The 22,885-nt window shown below is 62.5% G+C and carries 20 protein-coding genes; 6 read left to right on the top strand and 14 right to left on the bottom strand.

Annotation, left to right across the window (positions count from 1 at the left end):
- Nucleotides 1-680: 680 nt before the first annotated feature.
- The 3 genes from B9A15_RS21800 to B9A15_RS21810 form a co-directional block, all read right to left on the bottom strand.
- Entirely contained in the window at nt 681-1,400 is a 720-nt protein-coding gene (locus B9A15_RS21800) for a hypothetical protein (RefSeq protein ID WP_084413044.1), read from the bottom strand.
- Between the two features lie 394 nt (nt 1,401-1,794).
- Complete coding sequence (locus B9A15_RS21805; RefSeq protein ID WP_084413047.1) at nt 1,795-2,040, bottom strand: hypothetical protein; 246 nt, start codon at nt 2,038-2,040, stop codon at nt 1,795-1,797.
- A 91-nt stretch (nt 2,041-2,131) separates the two neighbouring features.
- Nucleotides 2,132-3,151, bottom strand: a complete 1,020-nt coding sequence (locus B9A15_RS21810; RefSeq protein ID WP_084413049.1) for an SOUL family heme-binding protein — start codon at nt 3,149-3,151, stop codon at nt 2,132-2,134.
- 791 nt (nt 3,152-3,942) lie between these two features.
- Here B9A15_RS21810 and B9A15_RS21815 point away from each other — a divergent pair.
- Complete coding sequence (locus B9A15_RS21815) at nt 3,943-4,551, top strand: pyridoxamine 5'-phosphate oxidase family protein (protein WP_170923405.1); 609 nt, start codon at nt 3,943-3,945, stop codon at nt 4,549-4,551.
- Nucleotides 4,552-5,114: 563 nt separating this feature from the next.
- On the opposite strand, the gene B9A15_RS21820 is transcribed toward B9A15_RS21815, so the two are convergent.
- From B9A15_RS21820 to B9A15_RS21830, 3 genes are all read right to left on the bottom strand, one after another.
- The gene (locus B9A15_RS21820; protein WP_084413054.1) at nt 5,115-7,112 is read right to left on the bottom strand and encodes a Calx-beta domain-containing protein; all 1,998 of its coding nucleotides are present in this window, start codon (nt 7,110-7,112) and stop codon (nt 5,115-5,117) included.
- A gap of 200 nt (nt 7,113-7,312) precedes the next feature.
- Nucleotides 7,313-7,828: a hypothetical protein gene (locus tag B9A15_RS21825; protein ID WP_139798551.1), complete on the bottom strand. Its 516-nt coding sequence runs from the start codon at nt 7,826-7,828 to the stop codon at nt 7,313-7,315.
- 213 nt (nt 7,829-8,041) lie between these two features.
- Nucleotides 8,042-10,084 carry a thioredoxin domain-containing protein gene (locus B9A15_RS21830; RefSeq protein WP_084413058.1) on the bottom strand — a complete coding sequence of 681 codons (2,043 nt, stop codon included), beginning with the start codon at nt 10,082-10,084 and terminating at the stop codon, nt 8,042-8,044.
- A 253-nt stretch (nt 10,085-10,337) separates the two neighbouring features.
- Here B9A15_RS21830 and B9A15_RS21835 point away from each other — a divergent pair, with 253 nt between their 5' ends.
- Nucleotides 10,338-11,270: a dihydrodipicolinate synthase family protein gene (locus B9A15_RS21835; protein WP_084413060.1), complete on the top strand. Its 933-nt coding sequence runs from the start codon at nt 10,338-10,340 to the stop codon at nt 11,268-11,270.
- A 206-nt stretch (nt 11,271-11,476) separates the two neighbouring features.
- Here B9A15_RS21835 and B9A15_RS21840 read toward each other — a convergent pair whose 3' ends face one another.
- Together B9A15_RS21840 and B9A15_RS21845 are read right to left on the bottom strand one after the other, a co-directional pair.
- A complete protein-coding gene (locus tag B9A15_RS21840; protein ID WP_084413062.1) occupies nt 11,477-12,139 on the bottom strand; it encodes an alpha/beta hydrolase in 663 nt (220 codons plus the stop codon).
- 114 nt (nt 12,140-12,253) lie between these two features.
- Complete coding sequence (locus B9A15_RS21845; RefSeq protein ID WP_084413076.1) at nt 12,254-13,216, bottom strand: ring-cleaving dioxygenase; 963 nt, start codon at nt 13,214-13,216, stop codon at nt 12,254-12,256.
- A 236-nt stretch (nt 13,217-13,452) separates the two neighbouring features.
- Here B9A15_RS21845 and B9A15_RS21850 point away from each other — a divergent pair, with 236 nt between their 5' ends.
- Entirely contained in the window at nt 13,453-14,136 is a 684-nt protein-coding gene (locus B9A15_RS21850) for an SDR family NAD(P)-dependent oxidoreductase (RefSeq protein ID WP_084413064.1), read from the top strand.
- A 15-nt stretch (nt 14,137-14,151) separates the two neighbouring features.
- Here B9A15_RS21850 and B9A15_RS21855 read toward each other — a convergent pair whose 3' ends face one another.
- The 5 genes from B9A15_RS21855 to B9A15_RS21875 form a co-directional block, all read right to left on the bottom strand.
- Nucleotides 14,152-15,324: an ABC transporter permease gene (locus tag B9A15_RS21855; protein ID WP_084413066.1), complete on the bottom strand. Its 1,173-nt coding sequence runs from the start codon at nt 15,322-15,324 to the stop codon at nt 14,152-14,154.
- Nucleotides 15,321-16,313: an ABC transporter permease gene (locus tag B9A15_RS21860; protein WP_084413068.1), complete on the bottom strand. Its 993-nt coding sequence runs from the start codon at nt 16,311-16,313 to the stop codon at nt 15,321-15,323. Before B9A15_RS21860 ends, B9A15_RS21855 begins: the two co-directional genes overlap by 4 nt.
- On the bottom strand, nt 16,310-18,283 hold the full coding sequence (locus B9A15_RS21865) for an ABC transporter substrate-binding protein (RefSeq protein ID WP_244557078.1): 1,974 nt from the start codon (nt 18,281-18,283) through the stop codon (nt 16,310-16,312). The genes B9A15_RS21860 and B9A15_RS21865 overlap by 4 nt, the downstream gene beginning before the upstream one ends.
- A gap of 138 nt (nt 18,284-18,421) precedes the next feature.
- Complete coding sequence (locus tag B9A15_RS21870) at nt 18,422-18,847, bottom strand: type II toxin-antitoxin system VapC family toxin (RefSeq protein WP_084413072.1); 426 nt, start codon at nt 18,845-18,847, stop codon at nt 18,422-18,424.
- Nucleotides 18,847-19,161: a type II toxin-antitoxin system VapB family antitoxin gene (locus tag B9A15_RS21875; RefSeq protein WP_139798552.1), complete on the bottom strand. Its 315-nt coding sequence runs from the start codon at nt 19,159-19,161 to the stop codon at nt 18,847-18,849. Before B9A15_RS21875 ends, B9A15_RS21870 begins: the two co-directional genes overlap by 1 nt.
- Nucleotides 19,162-19,292: 131 nt before the next feature.
- Between B9A15_RS21875 and B9A15_RS21880 the strand changes: the two genes are divergently transcribed.
- From B9A15_RS21880 to B9A15_RS21890, 3 genes are read left to right on the top strand one after another with little or no spacing between them, the layout of a single operon-like run.
- A complete protein-coding gene (locus B9A15_RS21880) occupies nt 19,293-20,516 on the top strand; it encodes a glycosyltransferase family 4 protein (RefSeq protein ID WP_084413074.1) in 1,224 nt (407 codons plus the stop codon).
- Nucleotides 20,513-21,304, top strand: a complete 792-nt coding sequence (locus B9A15_RS21885; RefSeq protein ID WP_084413075.1) for a polysaccharide deacetylase family protein — start codon at nt 20,513-20,515, stop codon at nt 21,302-21,304. Before B9A15_RS21880 ends, B9A15_RS21885 begins: the two co-directional genes overlap by 4 nt.
- A 5-nt stretch (nt 21,305-21,309) precedes the next feature.
- The gene (locus B9A15_RS21890; protein WP_084413077.1) at nt 21,310-22,587 is read left to right on the top strand and encodes a nucleotide sugar dehydrogenase; all 1,278 of its coding nucleotides are present in this window, start codon (nt 21,310-21,312) and stop codon (nt 22,585-22,587) included.
- 115 nt (nt 22,588-22,702) lie between these two features.
- Here the strand turns inward: B9A15_RS21890 and B9A15_RS21895 are convergent.
- Nucleotides 22,703-22,885, bottom strand: a 183-nt coding sequence (locus B9A15_RS21895; RefSeq protein WP_139798553.1) for an aminotransferase class I/II-fold pyridoxal phosphate-dependent enzyme, incomplete at its 5' end; no start/stop codon positions are given.

Here is a 22,885-nt window from a genome sequence, read left to right on the forward strand (position 1 = left end):
ACAGACCGCCGGCGGCGATCAGACAAGAGCAAAGCATGAACATCAGGCAAGCCGCTTAAGCCCAGAATCCTGTCTCAAATCCTTGCCCCGGTACACAAGGATGTCGCCTTGTCGTAGCCCATGATCATCTATCGCATCGATCTGAAAGCGGCGCAACGTCATGCTCGAGCGAAGCCAGAAAAGGCTATGGACTAATCAGTCAAATTCTCGAATTGTCTTCGGGACGGTCCGGATGGGTTGGCGGACTTATGCCCGCGGACATATGGAAGCATCGCTTTCGCATCTCTGCGGGCAGCCCGAGCGGCGTCTGAGCCCCTCGCCGGACGAATGGATTGACCCCAGGGGTCAATCCATTCGTCCGGTGGCATTGTGCCAGCGGCGCGAGATGCTGACCCATTGAGCCTCAACAACGTTGAGCCCCAACAACGTTCAAGCCTCATTCGGGCTTTTGCCCATGGTCCGGTCAATATCAGAGACCATGGGTGTGATACGCAGTCCGACTGATTCAATCGGGCTCCGCTTCAAAGCCCGCGCGGCGCTTGAGCGGCTTTAAAGAATCCGCATCGCGGCGCGATCGCACCGATTTCGTATGACACCGCTGGGCATCTGAAAGCAGTGCTATCGAAAGCCAAGCGGGACGAGGCTCGAGAGTGACGGGCGGTGCAGGCGCTCGAAGCCCCTCAGCATGAATTGCGAAGATGCACCTGACGCCAGCCATAGCTTTCGTCGCGCTCTTTGACGATGCGCCGTTCCTTGGCATAGCGCGCGGGGATGGTTCGGGCGACGACGCGCTCCGGCGAAACGACGACTTTCTCGCGAATCGTCCGCGTCACGGCGGGAATCGTGCGTGCGAAGCGTTGCGCCGGTTCGACCAGGACGCGCGCATGGCGGGTCTCGTAACGCGCCGGCACGGTCTCGGTCCAACTGCGACCGGGTTCCACGATGACCGTCTTGGCGACCTGGCCATAACGTGCCGGAATATGGACCTTGCACAGGACCCGGTGGCCATTGACGACCCGCCACTCCCAGCCCGTGCGCGCCGGCTCGACGATCACGGTCTCGAAGACCTTGCCATAGACGGGCGGGGATGAGCGCTGCACATGGCGCGCCGGTTCGACGATGACGCGCTGGACGACCGTCTCATAGCGGGCCGGGATGACCTCTTCAACGACCCGTGCCGGCTCGACGATCACTTGCCGCTCCTGATACCCATATTGCGCTGGGATCGTCTCGTGGACCACACGCTGAGGCTCCACGAGTACAGTCTCTTCGACCGTCGCATATTCCGCCGGGCGATGGACCGGCTCGTAACAGGCAAGAGACCGGCCGCCCGCCAGAGCCGGCTGGACGGCCAGGAGACAACTGCCCGACAGGGAGAGGACGCTGGCAACAATCCGCATGGGTCATGGCTCCGAACAAGAATTGGCCGTAATTGATCCTTGTTCGGCGTGAAGTTGCAAGCATTTCCGCGGGGGAAGCATCTAAAATATGCGCTAAGGTTAAGTCGCGTATTTGATTAAAATTCAGTAGTTTTTCGGATTTTTACTGATAGTTCCTTTCAGGTGATGTCGTATAGCGGGTGGTTTTCCGGCTGGCTTGCGTTTATTCGAACCAAAAACAGGGAGACGGCTTCACGCCATCTCCCTGCCATTGTTCGATCTTGTAAGATCAGTCCCGTGACGGCGCCATTCTATACGAGCGGCCCGAGACGGTGACGCATCGGACCGCCGCAAGGGTCAAGCGTCAGTTGGGCTGAATCCCATGACGAGCGGTCAAAACCGGAGGTCATTGATATTACTCGTCGTCCATCTTGCGAAAGGCTTCGAGCGTGTCCTTGTCGGGCTCGCGTTTGGCCTCGGCCTGGGTCTTGCGCTCGTTGTGACGGGCTTCCTGATCCTTGGCTTGCAGGGTGTTGCGGCCCATGCGCTCATCCGCCAGCTGGTCTTCGCTCAAAATCTCCGGGTCGATCGTGCCGGCGGGCTTGTCGCCGCCTTTCGGGGCGGGGTCGTTGTTGGGGGCGGGTGTCCGATTGTCGGCCATTCTTCGCCTCCTCATGGTTGGCGTTTCGACTAATCCCCTTGGACGAGGCCGATTTTACCGGCCTCCCAAGAGCTGCTGATCAATCAGCGCCTCAGCGCTCGATCTCGATGAGAATTTCGTTTCGCTTCATGAAGCCCGGCGTCCAAGGCGGGTTGTAGAAGGCATATTGCGGATCGCCCTTCTGTGTCAGATTGTTGTCCGCAAGATAATTATAGAGCGACATCAATTGCTTGCTGGCGAGTGTCGCATTGAAATTGCCCGAGAAGCGGATCGCCACCATGCGGCGGGCCGGCATTTCCTTCAGCTTGACGTCGTCACGACCGGGCTTCGGCAGGCTTGCCAGCGTATGCTTCTTCGGCATGACGAAGCGGACCGCCCAGCCTTTGGTGCGGCCGTCGTCATCGGCCAGCTGCTGGAGCACCGGCGTCGTCATCTTGATCTTCTTGCCAGAGCGCGTCTTGGCGGCGATGTAGTCGTAAAGGGTTTCGAAGCCGAGGCGACGAGCCTTTTCGTGATAGCCGCTCTTGACCGTCTCGGCGACGATCATCGCCTCATAGTCACGAATCTCGATGGCGCCGTCCTCGCGGACCACCTCGTAATCGGGCTCTTCGGCATGGTCCTGGATACGCTTCGTCACATAATAAGCCGCGCCGACCGCCGCGATCGCGCCGCCGGCAACGAGAAGGGCCGTCAGTTCGCGGTTGTGTTCTCCAAGCCGATCGACGCCGCGCTGGGCCTTCATGCCACGGCGAAAGCTCACCGGGCGCGGCAGGCGAAGGTCTGGAAGGGAATCGAACAATCCGGCCAACGAGCCGCGTGCGTGATCATAACCGTCCTCCGAGGCGTCTCTCAGCGCGCGCAGTTGACGGCGCGCATCCGAACGACTCGGCGTATGCCAGCCGGAAAAGACATCCGGCAGATAACGCGCGGCAAATGTAGGCTCATGATAGAAAGGATTTGCGCGGACAAGGGCGCGGCGAACGCGCTCGGTGCGCGAGGGGCGCGGATCGAAACGCTCCGCGACCTCGCCCTCCAGCTCCGACAATCGGGTGCCAATCGATTGCAAGCTCTCGGACAGGCTGTCCAACAAGGCTGAACGATCGCGGGACATAAACACACTCCTTGCTGATATTTCTCGGTCGATCCGATCGGCTCCAGAGACGCCGTCACCGGCCGCTCGGCGACCCATCTTGCCGCGACAACGTGAACGTCGGCAGGTTGGTTGCGCTTGCTAACGAATTCGATCGAAAAGGAGCGGCAAAGACCATGGCCGGCAAGGGATAGGATGCTGAAGCTTAAGCGCATTTTCTGCGACGTGACTTGATCGGCATTCGGCCGTCGAAGAGAGTGGCTGTTCCTCTCTCGACGAGGGAGCGCCAGATTGCTGCCGAGGAGGCGCGGAAGAGATTTTTTCTGCTATCATGGCAACCGAACGCATAATTCTGCGTTCGAATCTTATCGGGTTTCTATGACCTGATACTCCAGCCAAATTTGGGCGGCCCCGTGCCGCCCCTTTTTGCGGCTATCTCGCTTCCGCCGGTCTCCGGATTCTTACGAGGGCCTCGCTTGCGATCTCGAGAGGCAGAATGAAGGCGGATGTTGCACGGCCCTCTTGGGTCGACAGCAATAGGCTGTTCGGTTCCGCCACGAGGCCAAAGGTCGCAACCTCGGCTCCATCAGGCCGCACCCACTGGTCCGGCTGGTCGCTATGTCCACTTCCTTAATTGAAGCGGTCGTCCGACGGCACGGTCCAATGGCCGATCCCGGCCACCAAGCCCCGCAGCCCTAAAGCCCCAGGACGAGAGGGTGTTTGCACGCCCGCCGCGTGATCGAGGAGAGCGAGGGCGTCTGGCGTTGCGAATTGGCCTCGCGATGCTTCGAATGAAGTGGGAGAGATCAGGCATGGGCAACTGTCCGAACTGGGCCGACAATCTCGATCGGATGCTCGCCCATGGGCTGAGCGAGATCGAGCGCGCCGTCGAGGATCGCCATCACGGGTTTCGAACATTCGGGCTTTCGACGATTGGAGACGATGGGGCGCCGGAGTCGCGCATCGTCGTGCTCCGCAAGGTCTTGACCGCCGATTGGGTGATCCGATTCCACACCGATAGCCGGTCGGACAAGGTGGCTGAGATCGCGAAGGACGACCGCGTCAGCGCCCTTCTCTACGACAAGGATCTCAAGCTCCAGATTCGGGCGCGTGGCCGCGCGGCCCTGCGGCAGAAGGACGACACGGCTCGTCTTGCCTTCGCAGAGGCCAAGCCGCTCGGCCGCGTCTGCTATCGCATACAACCTGGCCCTGGCTCTGCCATCGACGAGCCGGACGCCTATTCCCACTCAAACTCCGGCGAGGCCGAGGGAACGGCAACGGATCCCGGCTGGCCGAATTTTTGCGCCGTCGATCTCTCCCTCCACGAGATCGAAATCCTTTATCTCGCCCATGAAGGCCACCGGCGCGCCCGCTTTGCAAAGACGAGCGCAGGCTATGCCGCCTCATGGCTGGCGCCCTAAGCGAAGGCTTCATGGAGTCGAAAAGCCTTGCGAATCGGGCGGACTCCATTTGTCCGGTAGTGCGGAACCATGTCGTCAATGGACACGAGGAAACTGACCCTTATCGATAATTACGGCTTTAGAAATGGAGCCTGCCTTCAGCTTCACCCGGACACCATTTGAGATTTCATAGGAATGCAGCAGTTCCGAGGATATCGAAACACGCGGGGTAGAAGAGCAGTTTTTTCGCGCTTTAGATCTCATATCAGCGGGCATATGAAAGCATCGCTTTCGAATGTCCGCTGGCAGCCCGAGCGGCGTCTCAGCCTCTCGCCGGACGAATGAATTGACCCCAGGGGTTAATTCATTCGTCCGGTGGTATCATTTCAATTCGATCAATTCTTCCCGAGACCATCTCGATTATTCAGGAAAACTCGGCAGGCTTTCAAAGCCACTCAGCGACCATCTACAACAGTTGCGGCGAGCGGCTGCAAGAGCTGCCCGCATCAGCAGATATCGGTCGCCCCAACCACTTGGAGTTCCTGTTGAGGGAATTTGCGGAAGGCGCTGCTTGGTCACTCTCGTCAGGCGAAATAGATGCCATCTTCGATTACCGCGCCTACAGCCTGAATATTCTCCGACGAGTCCGCAAAGTCATCCAGAATGCTGGTGCGTGTCGCAGCGCCGCTATCGAGAGCGCCGCGCCAGAAGTTGATACCACCTTGCTCACCCTGTCGTCCGAGAACGTTGAAATAGAGCGCGGCGACGAAGGCCTCGTTGGATGTGCCGCCATAAGCCGCCTGGGCTTCCGAGGATGATAAGAAATAATCGGCGATCTGACGGGTGGAGAGACCAGCATCGCGCTGTCCTATCCAGAATTCTAAGCCGCCCTGATCCGGCGTTCGGGCAAAACCTGCTTGATAGAGTCTATAGATTGTCGCCGCGACATCATTGGCATCTACATCAAGCCGATAATAGGCGCCGCCCGACAAATCGATCCGCTCGATATCGATCAGCGTATTCGAATAGCCGGTTGCCTGGACTCGGAAAGATCCGTCATCGAGACGTTCGACACCTACTGAGCGTTCAGTATAGGCAACGCGGTCGAAACCGGGCCCGCCGTTGTAAATGTCGACGTCAGCCGTGGCGGCAAAGATGTCGTTGCGCACCGTACCCTGTTCAACTGCAAGGGTCGCATCAATGATCGATACCGTCGTCGAGGGAATAATACCCGACACGCCCGACTGAGGCAGGAGATTGATCGTAAAGGTCTCATTCGGCTCGACCGCGCCATCTCCGACGATGCGGACGGCGACGCTTGCTTCCGTCTGGCCCGGCGCGAAGGTCACGCTTTGGTCGAGTAGAGTGAAGTCTGCACCCGGTGTCGCGGTAAGGCCGCTTGCGGAGACGCCGAACGTCACCTCAGCGTCCACCGGCTGTGAGAGACGGACCAGAAATTCCTGGATCGACGTGCCCTCTTTGGGCTCAAGGGCGAGGACATTTGTGGTGGCGGCGCTGATGCCTTCAACGCCGTAGGCATCAAGAATGAAGCCCGTTGCCTCGAGATTCGTGCGACCCTCCGCGAAAACGGCGCCGGTGGGATTGCTAAGGAGAATTGAAAAGGACTCATCCTTCTCGCTGATCGTGTCATCATTGCTGCGCACGAAAATTGAAGCAGAAGTCTTGCCTGGATCGAAGCGAATGCGACCATCCCAATAGTCTGCTCCATAAACGAGATCACTATCGGCGGCAGAGCCATTGAGCAATGTCCGATAGTCGAGCGTCACTTGCGCGGCTGAAGGTTCAGACAAAGTGACGGTGAATTGCATATATTCACCCTCGATAGCGGAAGCTCCGCTAATCGAGATCTCCGGGAGCCGAGATGTATCAGTGTCTAAAATGGTCGCGACGCCTGTTGCGCCCAAAATGCTGATGCCGGAATCGGCGGGAGGAGTCACCTTGAGAGAAAAAGTCTCCGCCATCTCCTCAAGCGTGTCGCCGACGACCGGCACGCTCACAGTAAGCACCTCCTGCCCCGGAGCGAAGGTCAGCGTTCCACTGGTTGCTTGATAGTCCTGGCCAGCGACTGCCGTGCCATCGATCGTCTGAAAGGAGACGCTGATCGCACTCTCCGCGGGGCGGCTCAAGCGAACTTCGAAGACGGCATTCTTGATGCCACTGTTGCCTTCTACGAGAACCGGATCAGAGGTGAGAATTGCTAGTCCGGCGCCGCCGTCATTGTCGCGAATGATGCCCATGGCCCGAATAAGCGGCTCGTCATTGGCGAAATTCGCATTTGTCGAAGTGTTGAAGAGTTCGAGAATGTAGCCTTCATCTGACTCAGGATTTTTGTCGTCGTTCGAGCGAACGCGAATGCTGAGGGTGGTCTCTCCAGGGTCGAAACGTGCCGTGCCATCCCAATAATCTGATCCGTACACTAGATCGGCGTCAGTCGCTGTGCCGTTCAGCAAGGTCCTGTAGGAGAAACTGACCGGATATTGAACAGACTCTGACAGAGTGATGGTGAACGGAAGATATTCGCCTTCTTCGGCTGCGCCACCCTGGATCGAAATTTCTGGCATATCGACTCACTCCACCATAACAGTTTCCTTGCGTTAGCATGAGAGCTCGTTCGAGTGCAGATTGCAAGCTGTTAGTTCATCACCCTTCGGCCTAAGAGGCGGCAAGCTGTAGTTACTTCCGTGGAGCTCATGGCTGAAAGTGCGCGGCATGCCAAAGGGGGTGACCTTTCGAACCGTCAGGCGCCAAAAACTGTCCTCGCTCAGAACGTCTTCAGCGTCGCTTCGCTCGCCTCGACGATGCCGCCGGGGCCGTCTTCGCGGATGGCAGTGATGGTACCGAGCCCGGGGACGACCATGCCGGGCTTGGCGCGGATCGCGACGTCGCGGGCGATCAGGATCGCCTCGTCGCCGAAGACCATGGCGATGGCATAGTCGGCGGGGCGCAGTTTGGAGCTTGTCTCCCAGGTCGCGACGGGCAGGGGGACGATGTCGGAGCCGCCATGTCCGTCCTTGGCGCCATGGCCATCGTCGCTTCCATGCCCGTCAGTGCTCGGATGGTCGGGGGCTGCGGCCGCATGCAGGCTTTCCGGCGGATGACCGGCATCGGCCGCGTGATCGCCAGGGGACGATTCGCCGTCCAAGAGGAAATAGGCGCTCGCTCCGCCGCCGGTCGATAGAAGCGCGACCGCCGCAAGGGCGATGGCCAGCTTGCCGAAGCGTTTCTTCGGCTTGATCTCAGCTGCCGCCGTCTCGTCGCCTGCTTCGCCCTTGGCCATGTCGATCCCTTCCCTCACTTTCGAAACCGAAAGCGAGAAGGCATCAGAACCGGTTTGGGCCCGATCACCGAAAAGGATCGCATTCGAATGATCGGCCGGTTTTTTGTCCCGAGGCCCGATGCGCCGGCCAAGAGGATGACAGAGCCTTGAGGGATCACATGTACCTTCGATGACCGCAGACACGGCAATCATTCACGATATGACGCAGATGGACTAACCCGTGCGGGCCAAGAGCTCGGCGAGGGCGTCCGGCGCAAAGACCGGGGCGCGGCAGACCTGTCCGGTGCAGAAGAAGGCCGCCGGGGTCTTGGAGGGCTCAGCGCCGGCGATTGGGTTCGTCTCGGGCAGAAGCGCGGGATCGTTGGTGACGAAATCGAGGCGGTCGAGATCGACCTCTTCCAGTAAAAGCCGTTCCATCGCCGCAAAGCCGGGATTGGAGCGCCAGCCGAAGAGGGCGAGTTCCGAGCCGCGCGTCAGGCGCTCGGTGGCCGCGATGATGCCGGGAAAGCCGGCCGCGCTCTGGCCGATCCGACCCGCCGCAAGGCTCGCCGCGCGTTCAGCCCGCTCCTTGTGGTGAAGGCGCCCGCTCGCCTGGGCGAGAAGCGAAAGGCCGGCGATCACCAGAGCCGTGCCGGCAGGGACGGCCTCGTCCTGATCGCCTCGCAGGCGCGCCGGGACATCGGTCGCATCCGACGCATTGAGGAAATGGCCGCCATCCCCCTCCCCGTGCCAGATATCGAGCTGGTCCGCCAGCCATTCGGCGCGGGAAAGGTATGCGGGCTTCAAGGTGGCGGCAAAGAGAGTGACGGCGGCGGCGATCAGCGCGCCGTAATCGGACGAGAGCGCAAGCCCCGCGGTGCGCCCGTCCCGCGCCGCATGGCGGAGGCGGTCATCGACGATCATCTCTCTCTCGACGAAGCGGAAGGCGTCTTCGGCGAGCATTAGGGCGGTCTCGTTGCCGCTCGCGCGATAGGCTTCCGTGAGGCCGCGAATGGCAAGGCCGTTCCAATCGGCCAGCACTTTGTCGTCGCGGCCCGGTCGAGCCCGCTTCGCCCGCGCATTAAGGAGTTTTGCCCTGTCCTCGGCAAAGGTCGCATCCGAGCCCTCAGCGCCCTCATGCAGGCGATGGAGGATCGATTTGCCCTCCCAATTGCCGGCCTCGCTCACGTCATAGGCGTGTGCGAAGGGCGCTGCCCGCTCGCCCAGGGCCGCCTCGATCTCCGGCTTGGTCCAGACATAGAAGGCGCCTTCCTCCATATGGCCGCCCGCATCCGCGCTGTCGGCATCGAGCGAGGCGGCGAGCCCGCCGCCCTTAACCACCATTTCCCGCTTCAGCCATTCGACGGTCTCGTCGATGCGCCGGCGGAAGAGATCCTCGCCGCTCGTCCGGTAGCCCCAGGCCAGATGCTGGAGGAACTGGGCGTTGTCATAGAGCATCTTTTCGAAATGAGGCACCAGCCAGCGATCGTCGGTCGAATAGCGGGCGAGGCCCCCGCCGATGTGGTCATAGATGCCGCCGAGGCAGAGGGCGGTCAGGGTCTTCAGAAAGGCGTCCCGGTGGCCGGCCTCGCCATGATGAAACCCCGAACGGGCCAGAACCTCGAGATAGGGGGCGTTGGGAAATTTCGGCGCGCCCTTCATGCCGCCGCGTACGGGGTCCATCATCTGGGCGATCCGCGCGGCGGCTGGTGACAAAGAGAGCGCGCCAAGCGGCCCCGGTTCGGCGCTCGCCGCCAGAAAGGTCTTCAGCCGTCCGCTGATCAGCCCGGCGCTCTCTTCGATCTCGCCGCGCCGCTCGCCCCAGGCCTTGCTTAGCGCCTCCATCACCTGGACGAAGCCCGGACGGCCATAGCGCGGCTCCTTCGGAAAATAGGTGCCGCCGAAGAAGGGTTTACCCTCCGGCGTCAGCACCATGGTCATCGGCCAGCCGCCTTGCTCGCCCATGGCCTGAAGCGCGGTCATGTAGAACTGGTCCACATCGGGGCGCTCCTCGCGATCGACCTTCACATTGACAAAGAGCCGGTTCATGACGGAGGCCACCGCCTCGTCCTCGAAACTTTCATGGGCCATGACATGGCACCAATGGCAGGCCGCATAGCCAATCGACAGGAGGATTGGGCGGTCGCGTTCGCGCGCCTCGGCAAAGGCGGCGTCCCCCCATTGGCGCCAGTGGACCGGATTGTCCTTATGCTGGAGAAGATAGGGGCTGACGGCTTCGGCCAGCTGATTGCCGGCCGTTCGGTTCGTCTCGCTCATCGCTCTCTCCTGGTCGGATCTCGTTTCTGGCGGACAGACGGTGCTGGGCGCTGCCGATCCCGCCGGGCGGGCCGCAACCCTTTGCTCGCGCCCTTGAGCCTGTCCTCGTCTTAAGCTTGGGGCTGGGGCGTCACATAGAAAGGGTCGTGGGGTGCGAAAGAAGCGCAGCCGTCGGCGCTTGCGCCGAAACAATGTATACATTAATCCCGAAGCCGAAGGCGAGAACGACGCCTAGACCCAAGGAGCCACATTGATGAACGCACTTTCGGCCAGCCGGCCCTATCGCGGCGTCTTTCCCGTCGCCCCGACGATCTTTTTCGAGGACGGCCGCCCGGATCTCGAAGGTCAGAAGCGGGCGATCGACTTCATGATCGATGCCGGCTCGACGGGTATCTGCATCCTCGCCAATTTCTCCGAGCAGTTCGTCTTGTCGGACGCCGAGCGCGACGAGCAGATGCGTCTGGTGCTGGAGCATGTGGCTGGCCGGGTGCCGGTGATCGTGACCACTAGCCATTTCTCCACCGATCTCTGCGTCGAGCGCTCGAAGGCGGCCGAGGCGATGGGCGCGGCGATGATCATGGTGATGCCGCCCTATCACGGCGCGACCTTTCGGGTCGGCGAGGGCCAGATCATGGCCTTCTTCCGCGCCTTGAGCGACGCCGTTTCGATTCCCATCATGATCCAGGACGCGCCGGTCGCCGGCACGCCGCTGCCGCCCGCGCTCCTGGCGAAGATCGCCAAGGAGGTCGAGAACGTCTCCTATTTCAAGGTGGAGACGGCGGGTGCGGCCTCGAAAATCCGCGAGCTGATCGCGATCGGCGGTACGGCCATTGAGGGGCCCTGGGACGGGGAAGAGGCGATCACGCTGATGGCCGATCTCGATGCGGGCGCCACTGGCTCCATGACGGGCGGCGGCTTTCCGGATGGCATTCGCGAGATCCTCGATCCCTTCTTTGCCGGCGACCGGGCCGGGGCCATGGCGGCTTATGCCAAATGGCTGCCGCTGATCAATTACGAGAACCGCCAGACGAGCTTCCAGACCGCCAAAATCTTGATGAAGGAAGGCGGCATTATCGGCAGCGAGGCCGTGCGCCGGCCGATCCTTTCGGCGCATCCCGACACGCGGGCGGGGCTCATCGAGATCGCCCGTTCACTCGACCCGCTGGTTCTGCGCTGGGGCAAGTAAGGCCTGGTTGCTGATAAAGTGAAACGCGATCGAGTTGGGTGAGTGGACACGACACTCTGCTCGATCGCCGGCGGCAAGTTCATCGGAGAGCCGATATCTTCGACGCTTCGTCATCCTCGGCCCATCAGGGCCGGGGACCCATTGCAGATCTTTCATGCCGCATCGCCCCTGCCGGGCGGTGCGGCGTTCGTTTGCCGGTCCCGCTCTCATCCGATCCGGGCGTGCGCTTCCATGAAAGCCTTGGCGAGGCCCAGGTCGCTTTGGCCGAGGCCATGACCGCCGGGCAGGATCTCGTGGGTGACGTCGGCTCCACAAGCTCGAAAACGCTCGGCAAGCCGTGTCGGATCGTCCACGGGCACGATCGGGTCCATGGCGCCCGAGGCGATGAGAACGGGCTTGCCGGCAAGGCTTTCAGCCCGCTCCGTTTCTTGTTTCTCCTGCAGTGGCACCATGGCGCGCAAGAGAAGGCCGCCGGCAAGAACCTCGGGGCGCAGAAGCATGATCGCAGCGGCGATATTTGCACCATTGGAGAATCCGAGGGCGATCGGGGCCTCGATGTCATAGGTCTTGCGCGCGGCTTCGACGAAATCGGCGAGCGCATGGACTTTGGCCACCACGTCGGCCTCGTCGAACACCCCTTCGGAGAGACGGCGGAAGAAGCGTGGCATGCCGCCTTCCGACACCTTGCCGCGAGGCGACAGGACGGCGGCGCCGGGCGCCAGCATCTCGGCCAAAGGCAGAAGATCGGTCTCATCGCCGCCCGTGCCGTGTAGCGCCAGAATAGGGCGCAGGCCCGAACCTGTCGCCGGGACGAAGCGGTGAATGTGGTCGAGGCCGGTCTGGTCGGCCGAAGATTCGGTCTGGCTCATTTTAAGGCTCCCGATAGGACGACGCGGGGCATCGGGCCCCGCGCCGCATGATAGGATCAAGTCTCTTCCGCCCAAAGGTCGGGCGAACGCACGTCCTGACTCAAGCGGCCACCTTCAGGCGGCCGCCTCATCGACCATTTGACCGGTGCCGAGGGGCGGCAGAACCGCCTCGATCCGCTGGCGATGGGCCTCGTACTGGGCCGGCAGCTTCAGCGACCGGCCGAGTTCGGCGAGCGACTCGTCCACGGCAAAGCCGGGCTCGTCGGTCGCGATCTCGAACAGGACATGGCCGGGCTCGCGGAAATAGACAGAGCGGAAATAATTGCGGTCCTTCTGCTCGGTCGTCTCGATCCCGTGACGCTCGGCAAGCGCTTCCACCATCGCTCGCTCCTCGGCGTCGTCCTTGGCGCGAAAGGCGATGTGATGGACCGAACCCGCTCCGAAACGCGGCTTCAGAAAGCCGCCCACAGCGCGGATATCGACGATGCCGCCCACCGGATTGCCCGGCACATGATAGCGGGTCGTCGTGCCCTCGCTGCCGAGCTCGGAAAAGCCGAGCACGTCGGTCAGGATCGCGCCCGTCGGGCCGGCTTCTTCGAGAAGCAGGCTGACGCCGTGAAAGCCGCGGATCGCGTGCTCGGCCGGAACCGCGCCGTCGCTCCAGCCGGCTTCCGCCTCGATGCCGGGCACGGCGACGAGGCCGAGATTCATGCCGTCGGGGTCCTTGAAGGCCACAAAGGTCTCGCCGAAGAGCGGCTCGGGCCGCTCATGGGCAACGCCCTTTTCCAGAAGGCGGTGCATCCAGTAGCCGAGAGACGCCTCGGGAATGCGAAACAGCGTGCGCTGGGTCTCGCCGACGCCGAGCCGTCCGGGCGCCGCATTCTCCCAGGGGAAGAAGGTCAGGATCGTGCCCGGTGCGCCGGTCTCGTCGCCATAATAGAGATGATAGGTGCCGGGATCGTCGAAATTGACCGTCTTCTTGACGAGCCGCAGGCCGAGGACCCGCGTATAAAAGTCGGCGTTCCGGCTGGCCGGGCCGGCAATGGCCGTGACGTGGTGGATACCATGATGGCTCATCGGATCGTCCTTTCCTTCAGCGTCCGAACTGAGCCATAGATAGGCGCATTCGACCAGTCCTTTCATCCCCTTTCACATTGCGAATTTGCAATCCCGCCTTTGCATTATTCACCTTTCCCCACGGTGCGAGTCTCACGCCGAACCGAGGGAGGGATGAGCCGAACTTTGTGGCGACAACGGCGTCAGGGCCCTTCCGCTTATCGACGCCAGCTGGATCAGCGCTAGGTGCTTCGCGCATGAAAAAGCACGCCATCGTCACTGGTGGAGCAGGCCTCATCGGTTCTGAAATCTGCCGCAGTCTCACACGCGCCGGCTGGGAGGTCGCGACTTTCGACCGGGAGAAGCCGGACGCCGACATTCGTCACATCGAATGCGACATCTCCGACGAGGATCAGGTCGCCGATGGCTTCAAGGCCCTCGGCTGGGACCGGCTGGACCTTCTCGTCAACAATGCCGGCGTCGCCGACCCGGTCAATGGCCCGATCGCCGAGCTTTCGCTCGCCGATTGGCGCAAGGTGACCGACAGCCATCTGACCGGCGCCTTCCTGATGGTGCGCGCGGCGGTGCCGCTCATCGTCGAAGGCGGCTCGATCGTCAATATGATCTCGACACGGGCCTTCATGTCCGAGCCCTATACGGAAGCCTATGCCGCCTCGAAGGGTGGGCTCTTCGGCTTCACCCATGCGCTTGCGGTCAGTCTCGGCGAACAGCGCCTGCGCGTGAACGCCATCGCGCCCGGCTGGATCACGACCCGCGAAGACCTGCGGGACAAGGACCACGCCCAGCATCCCGCCGGCCGGGTCGGGCGGCCTTCCGATATCGCCGATGCGGTTCTCTATCTCGCCTCGGCCGGCTTCGTGACCGGGCAGGTCATCACCGTCGATGGCGGGATGACGCGCAAGATGATCTATGAGGAATGATTTTCTTGCTCGGCCTCAATGCTGATAGGGATCGATCGCGTCCCTGAGGCCATCGCCGACGAAGGAGAAGGCGAGAACGGTGAGGACGACGGGGACCATCGGCAGAAGCAGCCAGGGATAAAGGGCCACCGCCTCGATATTCTGCGCCTCGGACAAGAGCACGCCCCAGCTGGTGATGGGCGGGCGCAGGCCAAGCCCGAGGAAGGAGAGGGCGGTCTCGGCAAGGATCATCGTCGGGATCGACAGGGAGGCCGAGGCGATCAGATGGCTCATGAAGTTCGGCAGGAGATGGCGGGCGATGATCCGGCGCGGGCTCGCCCCGAGCATTTCGGCGGCGGTCACGAAATCCTCCTCGCGCAAGGCGAAGAGCTTCGAGCGCACCGCACGCGCGAGCCCCGGCCAATCGAGAAGGGCCAGGATCAGCGTGATGCCGAAATAGACGAGAAGCGGGCTCCAGGTGACCGGCAAGGCGGCCGAAAGCGCCAGCCATAAGGGCAGTTCGGGGATCGAGCGCAGGATTTCCGTCACGCGCTGGACGACGGAGTCCACCCAGCCGCCGAAATAGCCGGCAAGGCCTCCGATCGTGATGCCGAGGATGAAGGAGAGCGTGACGCCGACAAGACCGATCGTCAGCGAAATCCGCGCGCCATAGAGAATGCGCGAAAGCATGTCGCGCCCGAGCCGGTCGCTGCCGAGAAGGAAGAGCGTGCCGCCCTCCGGCGGGCAGACGAGATGGGTTTCCGCTTCGACGAGCCCCCAGAATGCATAGGCGTCCCCCGAGCAGAAGAAACGCAAGGGCAGGGGCCGGCTTGTATCCTCGCTATAGGTCCGCTGCAGCGTGTCGAGATCGAGCTGATAGTCGAGCGGATAGACGAAAGGTGCGACGAACGCGCCGTCATGCACGAAATGCACCTGTTGCGGTGGGGCGAAGATGAAATCGGTGTTGCGGGTGGATTGGGCGTAAGGGGCGAGAAACTCGACGAAGAGGATCGAGAGATAGGCGAGCGCCAGAAAGACGAGCGAAACGACAGCCACCTTGTGGCGCAGAAACCGCCACCAGATGAGCTTGGCCTGGGAGGCTTTGGCATAGCGCTCGGAGACGATCGATCCGGCGGCGACCGTCGCATCGGGATCGAAAGGGTCGGTCGAGACGAAATGCTCGGGCGGGAAAGAGCGCGTCAGGCTCATGCTCTGGCCCCCAGCCGGATGCGCGGATCGAGGAGCGCGAGGAGCACGTCGGAGACGAACATGCCGACCACGGTCAAAACCGCGAGGAACATCAGGAAAGAGCCGGCGAGATACATGTCCTGGCTGCGCAGGGAGGCGAGCAGCATTGGCCCCGTGGTCGGCAGGCTCATCACCGCCGAGATGATGACCGAGCCCGAAACGATCTGCGGCAGGAGATTGCCGAGATCGGCGATGAAGGGGTTCAGCGCCATGCGCAGCGGATATTTGAAGAGAAGCCGCCGCTCGCTGAGCCCCTTTGCCCGGGCGGTCACCACATATTGCCGGTTGAGTTCGTCGAGGAGATTGGCGCGCAGACGCCGGATCATGCCGGCCGTCCCCGCCGTGCCGATGACGAGAACCGGCACCCAGAGATGGGAGGCAACGGAAGCGGCCTTATCGAGCGACCAGGGCGCGTCGATATATTCGGGGTCCATCAGCCCGCCGATCGAGGTGCCGAACCAGACATTGGCGAGATAGAGGAGGATCAGGGCCAGAAGGAAATTCGGGGTCGCAAGGCCCAGGAAGCCGATGAAGGACAGGCCGTGATCGCCCCAGCTATATTGATGGGTCGCCGAATAGATGCCGATCGGGAAAGAGACGAGATAGATGAAAAGGACGGTCGCGGCATTGAGCAGCAAGGTCATCGGCATGCGCTCGCCGACGACGTCGGCCACCGGCTGGTTGTATTCGAAGGAATAGCCGAGATCGCCGTGCAAAAGACCGGTGACCCAGACGAGATACTGCTCCCAGAGCGGCTTGTCGAGGCCGTATTGCTCGCGCAAAAAGGCGATCTTATCGACCGTGACATCGATTCCCTGGGCGCGGATTTCCGCGATATAGCTCGTCAGATAGTCGCCCGGCGGCAGCTGGATGATGACGAAGACGAGGACGGAAATGACGATCAGGGTGAAGGCCATCGTCACCAGGCGGCCCGCCAGATAGCGGATCATGGGCGGCTCTCCGCCGAGAGGGCGCCAGGGCAGTCGAAATAGAACGTATCGGGATGGTAGATGCCGAAATAGGCGCCCGGATCGTAATTATAGACGCCGCGCTCCGGCACGTTCTTCAGATCGTTCGAGACGACGACCACCTGATCGACGCTCGACACGATGCCGATGGTGAAGACCTCGTCGGCGAAGATCGTCAGCATTTCGCTCCAGATGCGCGCGCGCTCCCCCGGATCGAGCGTTGCCTCCCAAGCGTTTCTGAGAGCAATCAGCTGTCGGATCGGTGCAAGATCCGGCTCGGCGCCTTCGGGGCTCTCGCCCCCCGTGCCGCCCGTCTCGACCCACATGCCGAAGCCCGGCCAATTGAGCTGTTCGGCGCTCGACGGGGCGATCTCCTTCGGATCGGTGGCCGGTTTCGCAACGCCGTTGTCGAGCCCGGTCCAGACCGAAATCAGCGTCGAGCCGGCCTTGATGCGATTGCGGAAAATCTCGCGCTGGGATTCGCGGATGAGAAGGTCGATGCCGATCGCCCGCCAGTCGTCGCGCACCAGCTGCAACACGTCGGTCTGTTCCTGACTTTCGCCGGCGGTCTCGACGACGATGCGCATCTGACGCCCGTCCGGCAGGCGCCGCAGCCCGTCCTCGCCGCGCTCATAGCCGAGGCCGTCGAGAAGGGCGTTGGCGGCCTTTGGATCGTACTCGGCCCAAAGCGTTTCCAGCCGTTCGTCATAGAGCGGCGAGCGGGGCAGAAGCGTATTGTTGCCGGGCACGGCGAGCCCGTAGAAAATCGCCTTGTTGATGTCGTTCCGATTGATGGCGAGCGAGAGGGCGCGGCGGAAATCGGCCTTGCGCATGACGTCTCGCCAGACGGGATCGCTGGCATTCAGATTGGGATAGAGGGTGACATGGGAGCCGCGCCCCGATTCCCAGCGCCGCACCTCGTAATGCGAGCGCGCTTCGCCGCGCTTCAAGAAAGGATAGTTCGGAAAGGAGAGATAGGCGGCCTGCAGATCGGATTCGCCATTGGCGACCTTGGCCGGGATCAGCGCCGCATTGGAGATCGTCAGCGCCACCTCGTCGATATAGGGAAGCTGCCGGCCGGCCGCGTCGACCCGGTGGAAATAGGGATTGCGCGCGAAGATCAGCCGCTCCGACGGCGGTTCGGTGACCAGCATCCAGGGCTGGATCGTCGGCATGTCGGGATTGTCGTTGCGCTGGCCGCGATCCTTCTTGAAGTGGAGCGCCGCCCAATTGCGCTGGCCCGACTTCTTCACCCGCTCTTCGAGTTTCTTCGGGTCCTGATAGCGGGCATGGTATTTCTTCAGATAATGGGCCGGGCGGAAGATCTCGAAGGGAGTCGCGGCGGCGAGCGAGGCGAGAAAGCCGGGATTGGGCTTGGTCCACGCATAGCGCACCGTATTCTCGTCGGGGAAGCTGACGACCGGCTCTTCGCCGTCGACCAGAAGCTCGGCCGGCACGCCGAATTTCGCGATCTCCGGATTCTTGGCCATATCCTCCCAGAAATAGCGGAAATCCTCGACGCCGAAGGGCTCGCCATCGGACCATTTCATGCCGGGCCTGAGATGGAAGGTAAAGACGCGCCCCTCTTCGACCGTGAAGCTTTCCGCGATGTCGGGGACGATCTCGTAATTTTGGTCGTAGCCGACGAGGCGTGCATAGCCGAAGACGGGCAGGATGCGCGTGTCCTTGGCGCTGCCGGCGAGCATGTCGAGCGTGCCGCCGAGTTCGTCGGCGGGGCAGGAGGCCTCGACGGGCGAGACGAGCGGGGTTTCGGGCAGGCGCTCGGCGACGGGCGGCAAGTCGCCTTTGGCGACGGGGGCTGCGAGGGATTTGGGTTCGGGAATGGCGGCACCCTCGCCCATGGAAGCGGCGGAGGCGGCGGGCATTGCGCCCGCGACGGCAAGAAAGCCGGCCAAAAGCAGGCATGGGAGGCTGCGCCACGAACGCGCCATGGTCGTCATGTCCCCGAACGGACCGAACCGCCCCATGCGGCAAGCCCTGAAACGGCGCGAGTAAAGCGTTGGGTCAGGCGTAATGTCAAATGGGACTCATTTGCGCCCAAACATTCCAATCGGAGGGCGCCTCATCCATCAGGCGAGATCGGTTTTGGAAAAATCGTCGCCCTTATGGAGAAGCGGCATGCCCAATGTCTTTGCCGCAGCGTAGGCAAAGCAGTCTCCCATGTTCAATTTTGCCGGATGCCCGCTGACTTTTCCGAAATTCTGCACTGCGCGTCGTGCTTCCTCACCAATCTCCTCCGTCAGTTCGATCTCTTTGACCCTGAGTGCATCGAAAAGGGCGCTGACGAGGTTGTCTGCTTCTTTGAAGTCATTCGCAGTCGCCGTGGGACGGCCATGCGCGCGCGCCAGTTGGACAGCGAGAGAAACGGTCGCCTCGAACCGTGCGATCGGCGAAGAGAAGCGTGTTTCCCCGGTTTGATCCAAAGCGTATAAGAGGGCATCCGCATCCGGTTCCCTCTTGATGATTGCAACAATTGCGGATGCGTCGATGAACATCAAACATCGCCCGACAATTCATCCATCAAGATCTTGTCGTCGAATCCATCCGGCTGGAGGCCCAATGCCGAGGCGCGCTCCTGTATCGGTCGAACACGATCGTTGATGTCTCGTCGTCTGCGCAGGCGGACAAGCTCGTGTTCGAGTGCCGAACGAACGGCCTCGCTTCGATCTTTCCGCTGAGACAGGGCCAAGACTTCGTCGAGGAGACGCTCAAGGGTCTCGTCCTTAAAGGTCGGTGTCATTGTCCTGAACTCCACCATGCGTTTGCGCGCGGGTGAACGAACTGTCGCCGACCCGGCTCCGTCCGGCAAGCGGATTCGGCCGCCCTCACCGCCCCCACACCCTTGCGAGCCCCCATACCCCTCGCCTAGATGCGGAGCCGAGCCGACAGGAGCCTTTGCCCCACCGGCCAAGAGGCAGGACAGAACGGGGCTATTCAACCGTGACCGGACGCATCGCCATTCTCGTCAAAGGCTATCCGCGTCTGTCGGAGACCTTCATCGCCCAGGAGATCGCCGGGCTCGAGGATCGCGGCATCGAGCAGCTGATCGTCTCCCTGCGCCAGCCCCAGGAGGGCAAGCGCCATCCGGTTCATGAGCGCATCAAGGCCGATATTCTCTATCTGCCCGAATATCTGAAGGACGATCCCAGCCGAGTGAAGGCGGGCCGCGATTTTGCGGAAGGTCAGCCGGGCTATGAACAGGCACGGGCGATCTTCGAAGCCGATCTGAAGCGCGACAACACCGCCAATCGCCATCGCCGCTTCGGCCAGGCCTGCGTTCTCGCCCATGAGCTGCCTGCCGATATCGGCTGGCTCCACACCCATTATCTCCACACGCCCGCCTCCGTCGCGCGCTATGCGGCGACGATCCTCGGCCTTGGCTGGTCCTTCTCGGCCCATGCCAAGGACATCTGGACGAGCGAGGCTTGGGAGCTGTCGGAAAAGCTCGGCTCGGCCGCCTTCGGCGTGACCTGCACCAAGGCCAATCTCGATTATCTGCAATCCCTGACCTCCGAGCCTGAGCGCGTCGAACTCGTCTATCACGGGCTCGATCTGTCCGAAGTGCGCCCGCCCGAAAGAGGAGGGGAGAGGAGCGGGCCGCTCCGCATCGTCTCGGTCGGCCGCATGGTGGAGAAGAAGGGCTTCGGCGATCTCGTCCGCGCTCTTGCCCGGCTGAAGGATCGGGATTGGCGCTTCGACCATGTGGGCGGCGGCGCCTTGACCAAGACGTTACAGGCCCAGGCCGAGAAGGCCGGGATCGCCGATCGCATCACCTGGCATGGCACGCGCACGCGGCGCGAGGTCTTCGATCTCCTGCGTGAGGCCGATTGCTTCGTCCTGCCCTCGCGCATCGCCAAATCCGGCGATCGCGACGGCCTGCCCAATGTGCTGATGGAGGCCCAGGCCCATCGTTTGCCGGTCATCTCGACCAAGGTTTCGGCGATCCCCGAATTCGTCGAGGATGGTCGAACCGGCCTTCTCGTCGAGGAGCGCGATCCCAAGGCCTTGGCGGAGGCGATCGCCCGGCTGATGGATGATCCCGCGCTTGCAACGCGGCTCGGCCAAGCGGGCGAAGAGCGCACGCGCACACGCTTTTCCCCGGAGCCGGGCCTTGACCGGGTGGCCGAGCTCCTCAGGGCCACCAAGAAGCGGGCGGCGGCGTGACGTCTCTTCCACGAAGCCGGGCCCGGCTCGACGCCCTTGAAGCGCAGGGTCGCACGATTGCGTTCTGGTGGCGCGACGACGATGCGCGGGCGCCAAGTCTCGCGCTCGACCGCCTCCTGGCTTTGCAAAGCGAAGCCGCGGTGCCGCTGGCACTCGCCGTCATTCCCGACGGCCTCGATCAGGCTCTGGCATTGGGGCTTCATGACCTACCGGTTTCGGTCCTTCTCCACGGCCATGCCCATGCCAATCATGCGCCGCCCGATGAAAAGCGCGCCGAGTTCGGCGACCATCGGCCGCTGGAGGCAATGACGGCGGAGCTGATCGAAGGCCGGGACAAGCTCTGCGCGATGTTCGGAGCCCGCTTCCTGCCGGTCTTCGTGCCGCCCTGGAACCGGATCGGCGCGGATGTCCGACGCCAGCTTACAAGTCTCGGCCTTCCGGTCCTCTCGGTCTATGGCCCGGTGCGCGGTGATGAGCCGCGGGAGATCAACACCCATCTCGACATCATGGATTGGCGGGCAATGGCCGGCCTGTCACTCGACGTTCTGGACGAGACGCTCGCAGCCGAGATCAAGCGCCGTTCGGGCGAGGATGGCAAGGCCCGCGAGCCGATCGGCCTTCTCACCCATCACCTTCAACATGACGAAGCGGCCTGGGCGGGCCTCGCTGCGCTTCTGGCGCTTCTGGCGCATCACCCGGCCGCCACCTGGCCGTCCCTCGATCATCTTCTTTCGGCGGATACGAGTGGGCAGGCCGGGCCCTTGCCGACTGTTCAAGAAAAGGCATGACATCGATGACTTCCGAACCCTCCCGCATCGCCGTCATTGGTCTCGGCTATGTCGGCCTGCCGCTGGCAGTCGCCTTCGGCAAATTGATGCCCACGCTTGGCTTTGACGTGAGTGGAGGGCGCATTGCCGAACTGTCCGACGGCAAGGATTCGACGCTGGAAATCGAGCCGGCCGAGCTGGCGGGGGCTTCCCATCTCGCCTTTTCGAGCGATCCGGCAGCGCTTGGCGATAGCGACACCTTCATCATCGCGGTCCCGACGCCGATCGATCGGGCGAAGCGCCCGGACCTTGCGGATCTCAAATCGGCCAGTGAGACGGTCGGCCGGGCCATGCGCCCCGGTGCCCTCGTGATCTTCGAATCGACCGTCTATCCGGGCTGCACCCGCGAGGTCTGCGTGCCGATCCTGGAAGCCCAATCCGGCCTCGTCTTCGATCGCGACTTTTCCGTCGGCTACAGTCCCGAGCGCATCAATCCGGGGGACCGCGCCCATCGGCTGGACAATGTGGTGAAGGTGACGAGCGGCTCGACGCCTCAGGCCGCCGAGCGCGTCGATGCGCTCTATCGCAAAGTCGCACTCGCCGGGACCCATAAGGCGGCCTCGATCGAGATCGCGGAAGCGGCGAAGGTCATCGAGAACACCCAGCGAGACCTCAATATCGCGCTGATGAACGAGCTCGCCGTCATTTTCGGGCGCCTCGGCATCGACACCCAAGCGGTCCTCGACGCGGCCTCCACCAAATGGAATTTCCTGCCCTTCCGCCCGGGTCTCGTCGGCGGCCACTGTCTCGGCGTCGATCCCTATTACCTGACCCACCGGGCCCAGGAGATCGGCTACGACCCGGAAGTGATCCTCGCCGGGCGTCGCATCAATGATGCGATGGGCTCTTACGTGGTCGACCGGGTGGCGCGGCTGATGATGGGGCGAAAGCTCCCCGTCGTCGGCAGCCGCATCCTCGTCATGGGGGCGGCCTATAAGGAAAACACGCCCGATCTTCGCAATTCCCAGGCCCTCGAAATCGCCGCCCATCTCGCCGGCCTGAATGCGGAGGTCGAGGTTTGGGACCCGGTCGCCCCGGCCGCCGAGGTCGAGCGCCTCACCGGCTGCCCGGTTCTTGCCGCCCAGCCGCAGGCGGGACGCTACGACGCCATCGTCGTCGCCGTCGGCCATCGCGCCTTTCTGGAAGCCGGCATCGAGACGATCCGCGCCTTGGGCAAGCCCCATGCGGTGGTCTATGACGTGAAGAGCCTGTTTCCGGGGGATCGGACCGACGGGCGGCTTTGAGGCAGCCCCGTCGTCAGATCGCGTCTGGTCGAAGCGTCGAAGTTGGCGGCTTTGCGATCAAGTCACCGCCTGCGTTCGATCGTCGTGTCAGGCGCCCTGCGTCCCCCTCTCGAAATCAGGCCGTCGCCTTCATCTTCGAGGCGAACGGAATACCGATCGCCTTCCATGTCTCGGTCAGCGCATCCGCGAGCGAGGCGATGAGCGCGTCGTCATGGAGCGGCGTCGGCGTGATGCGCAGTCGTTCGGTGCCGCGCGGCACGGTCGGATAGTTGATCGGCTGGATATAGATGCCGTGCTT

It is taken from the genome of Fulvimarina manganoxydans (assembly GCF_900176465.1).
GTDB lineage: Bacteria > Pseudomonadota > Alphaproteobacteria > Rhizobiales > Rhizobiaceae > Fulvimarina > Fulvimarina manganoxydans.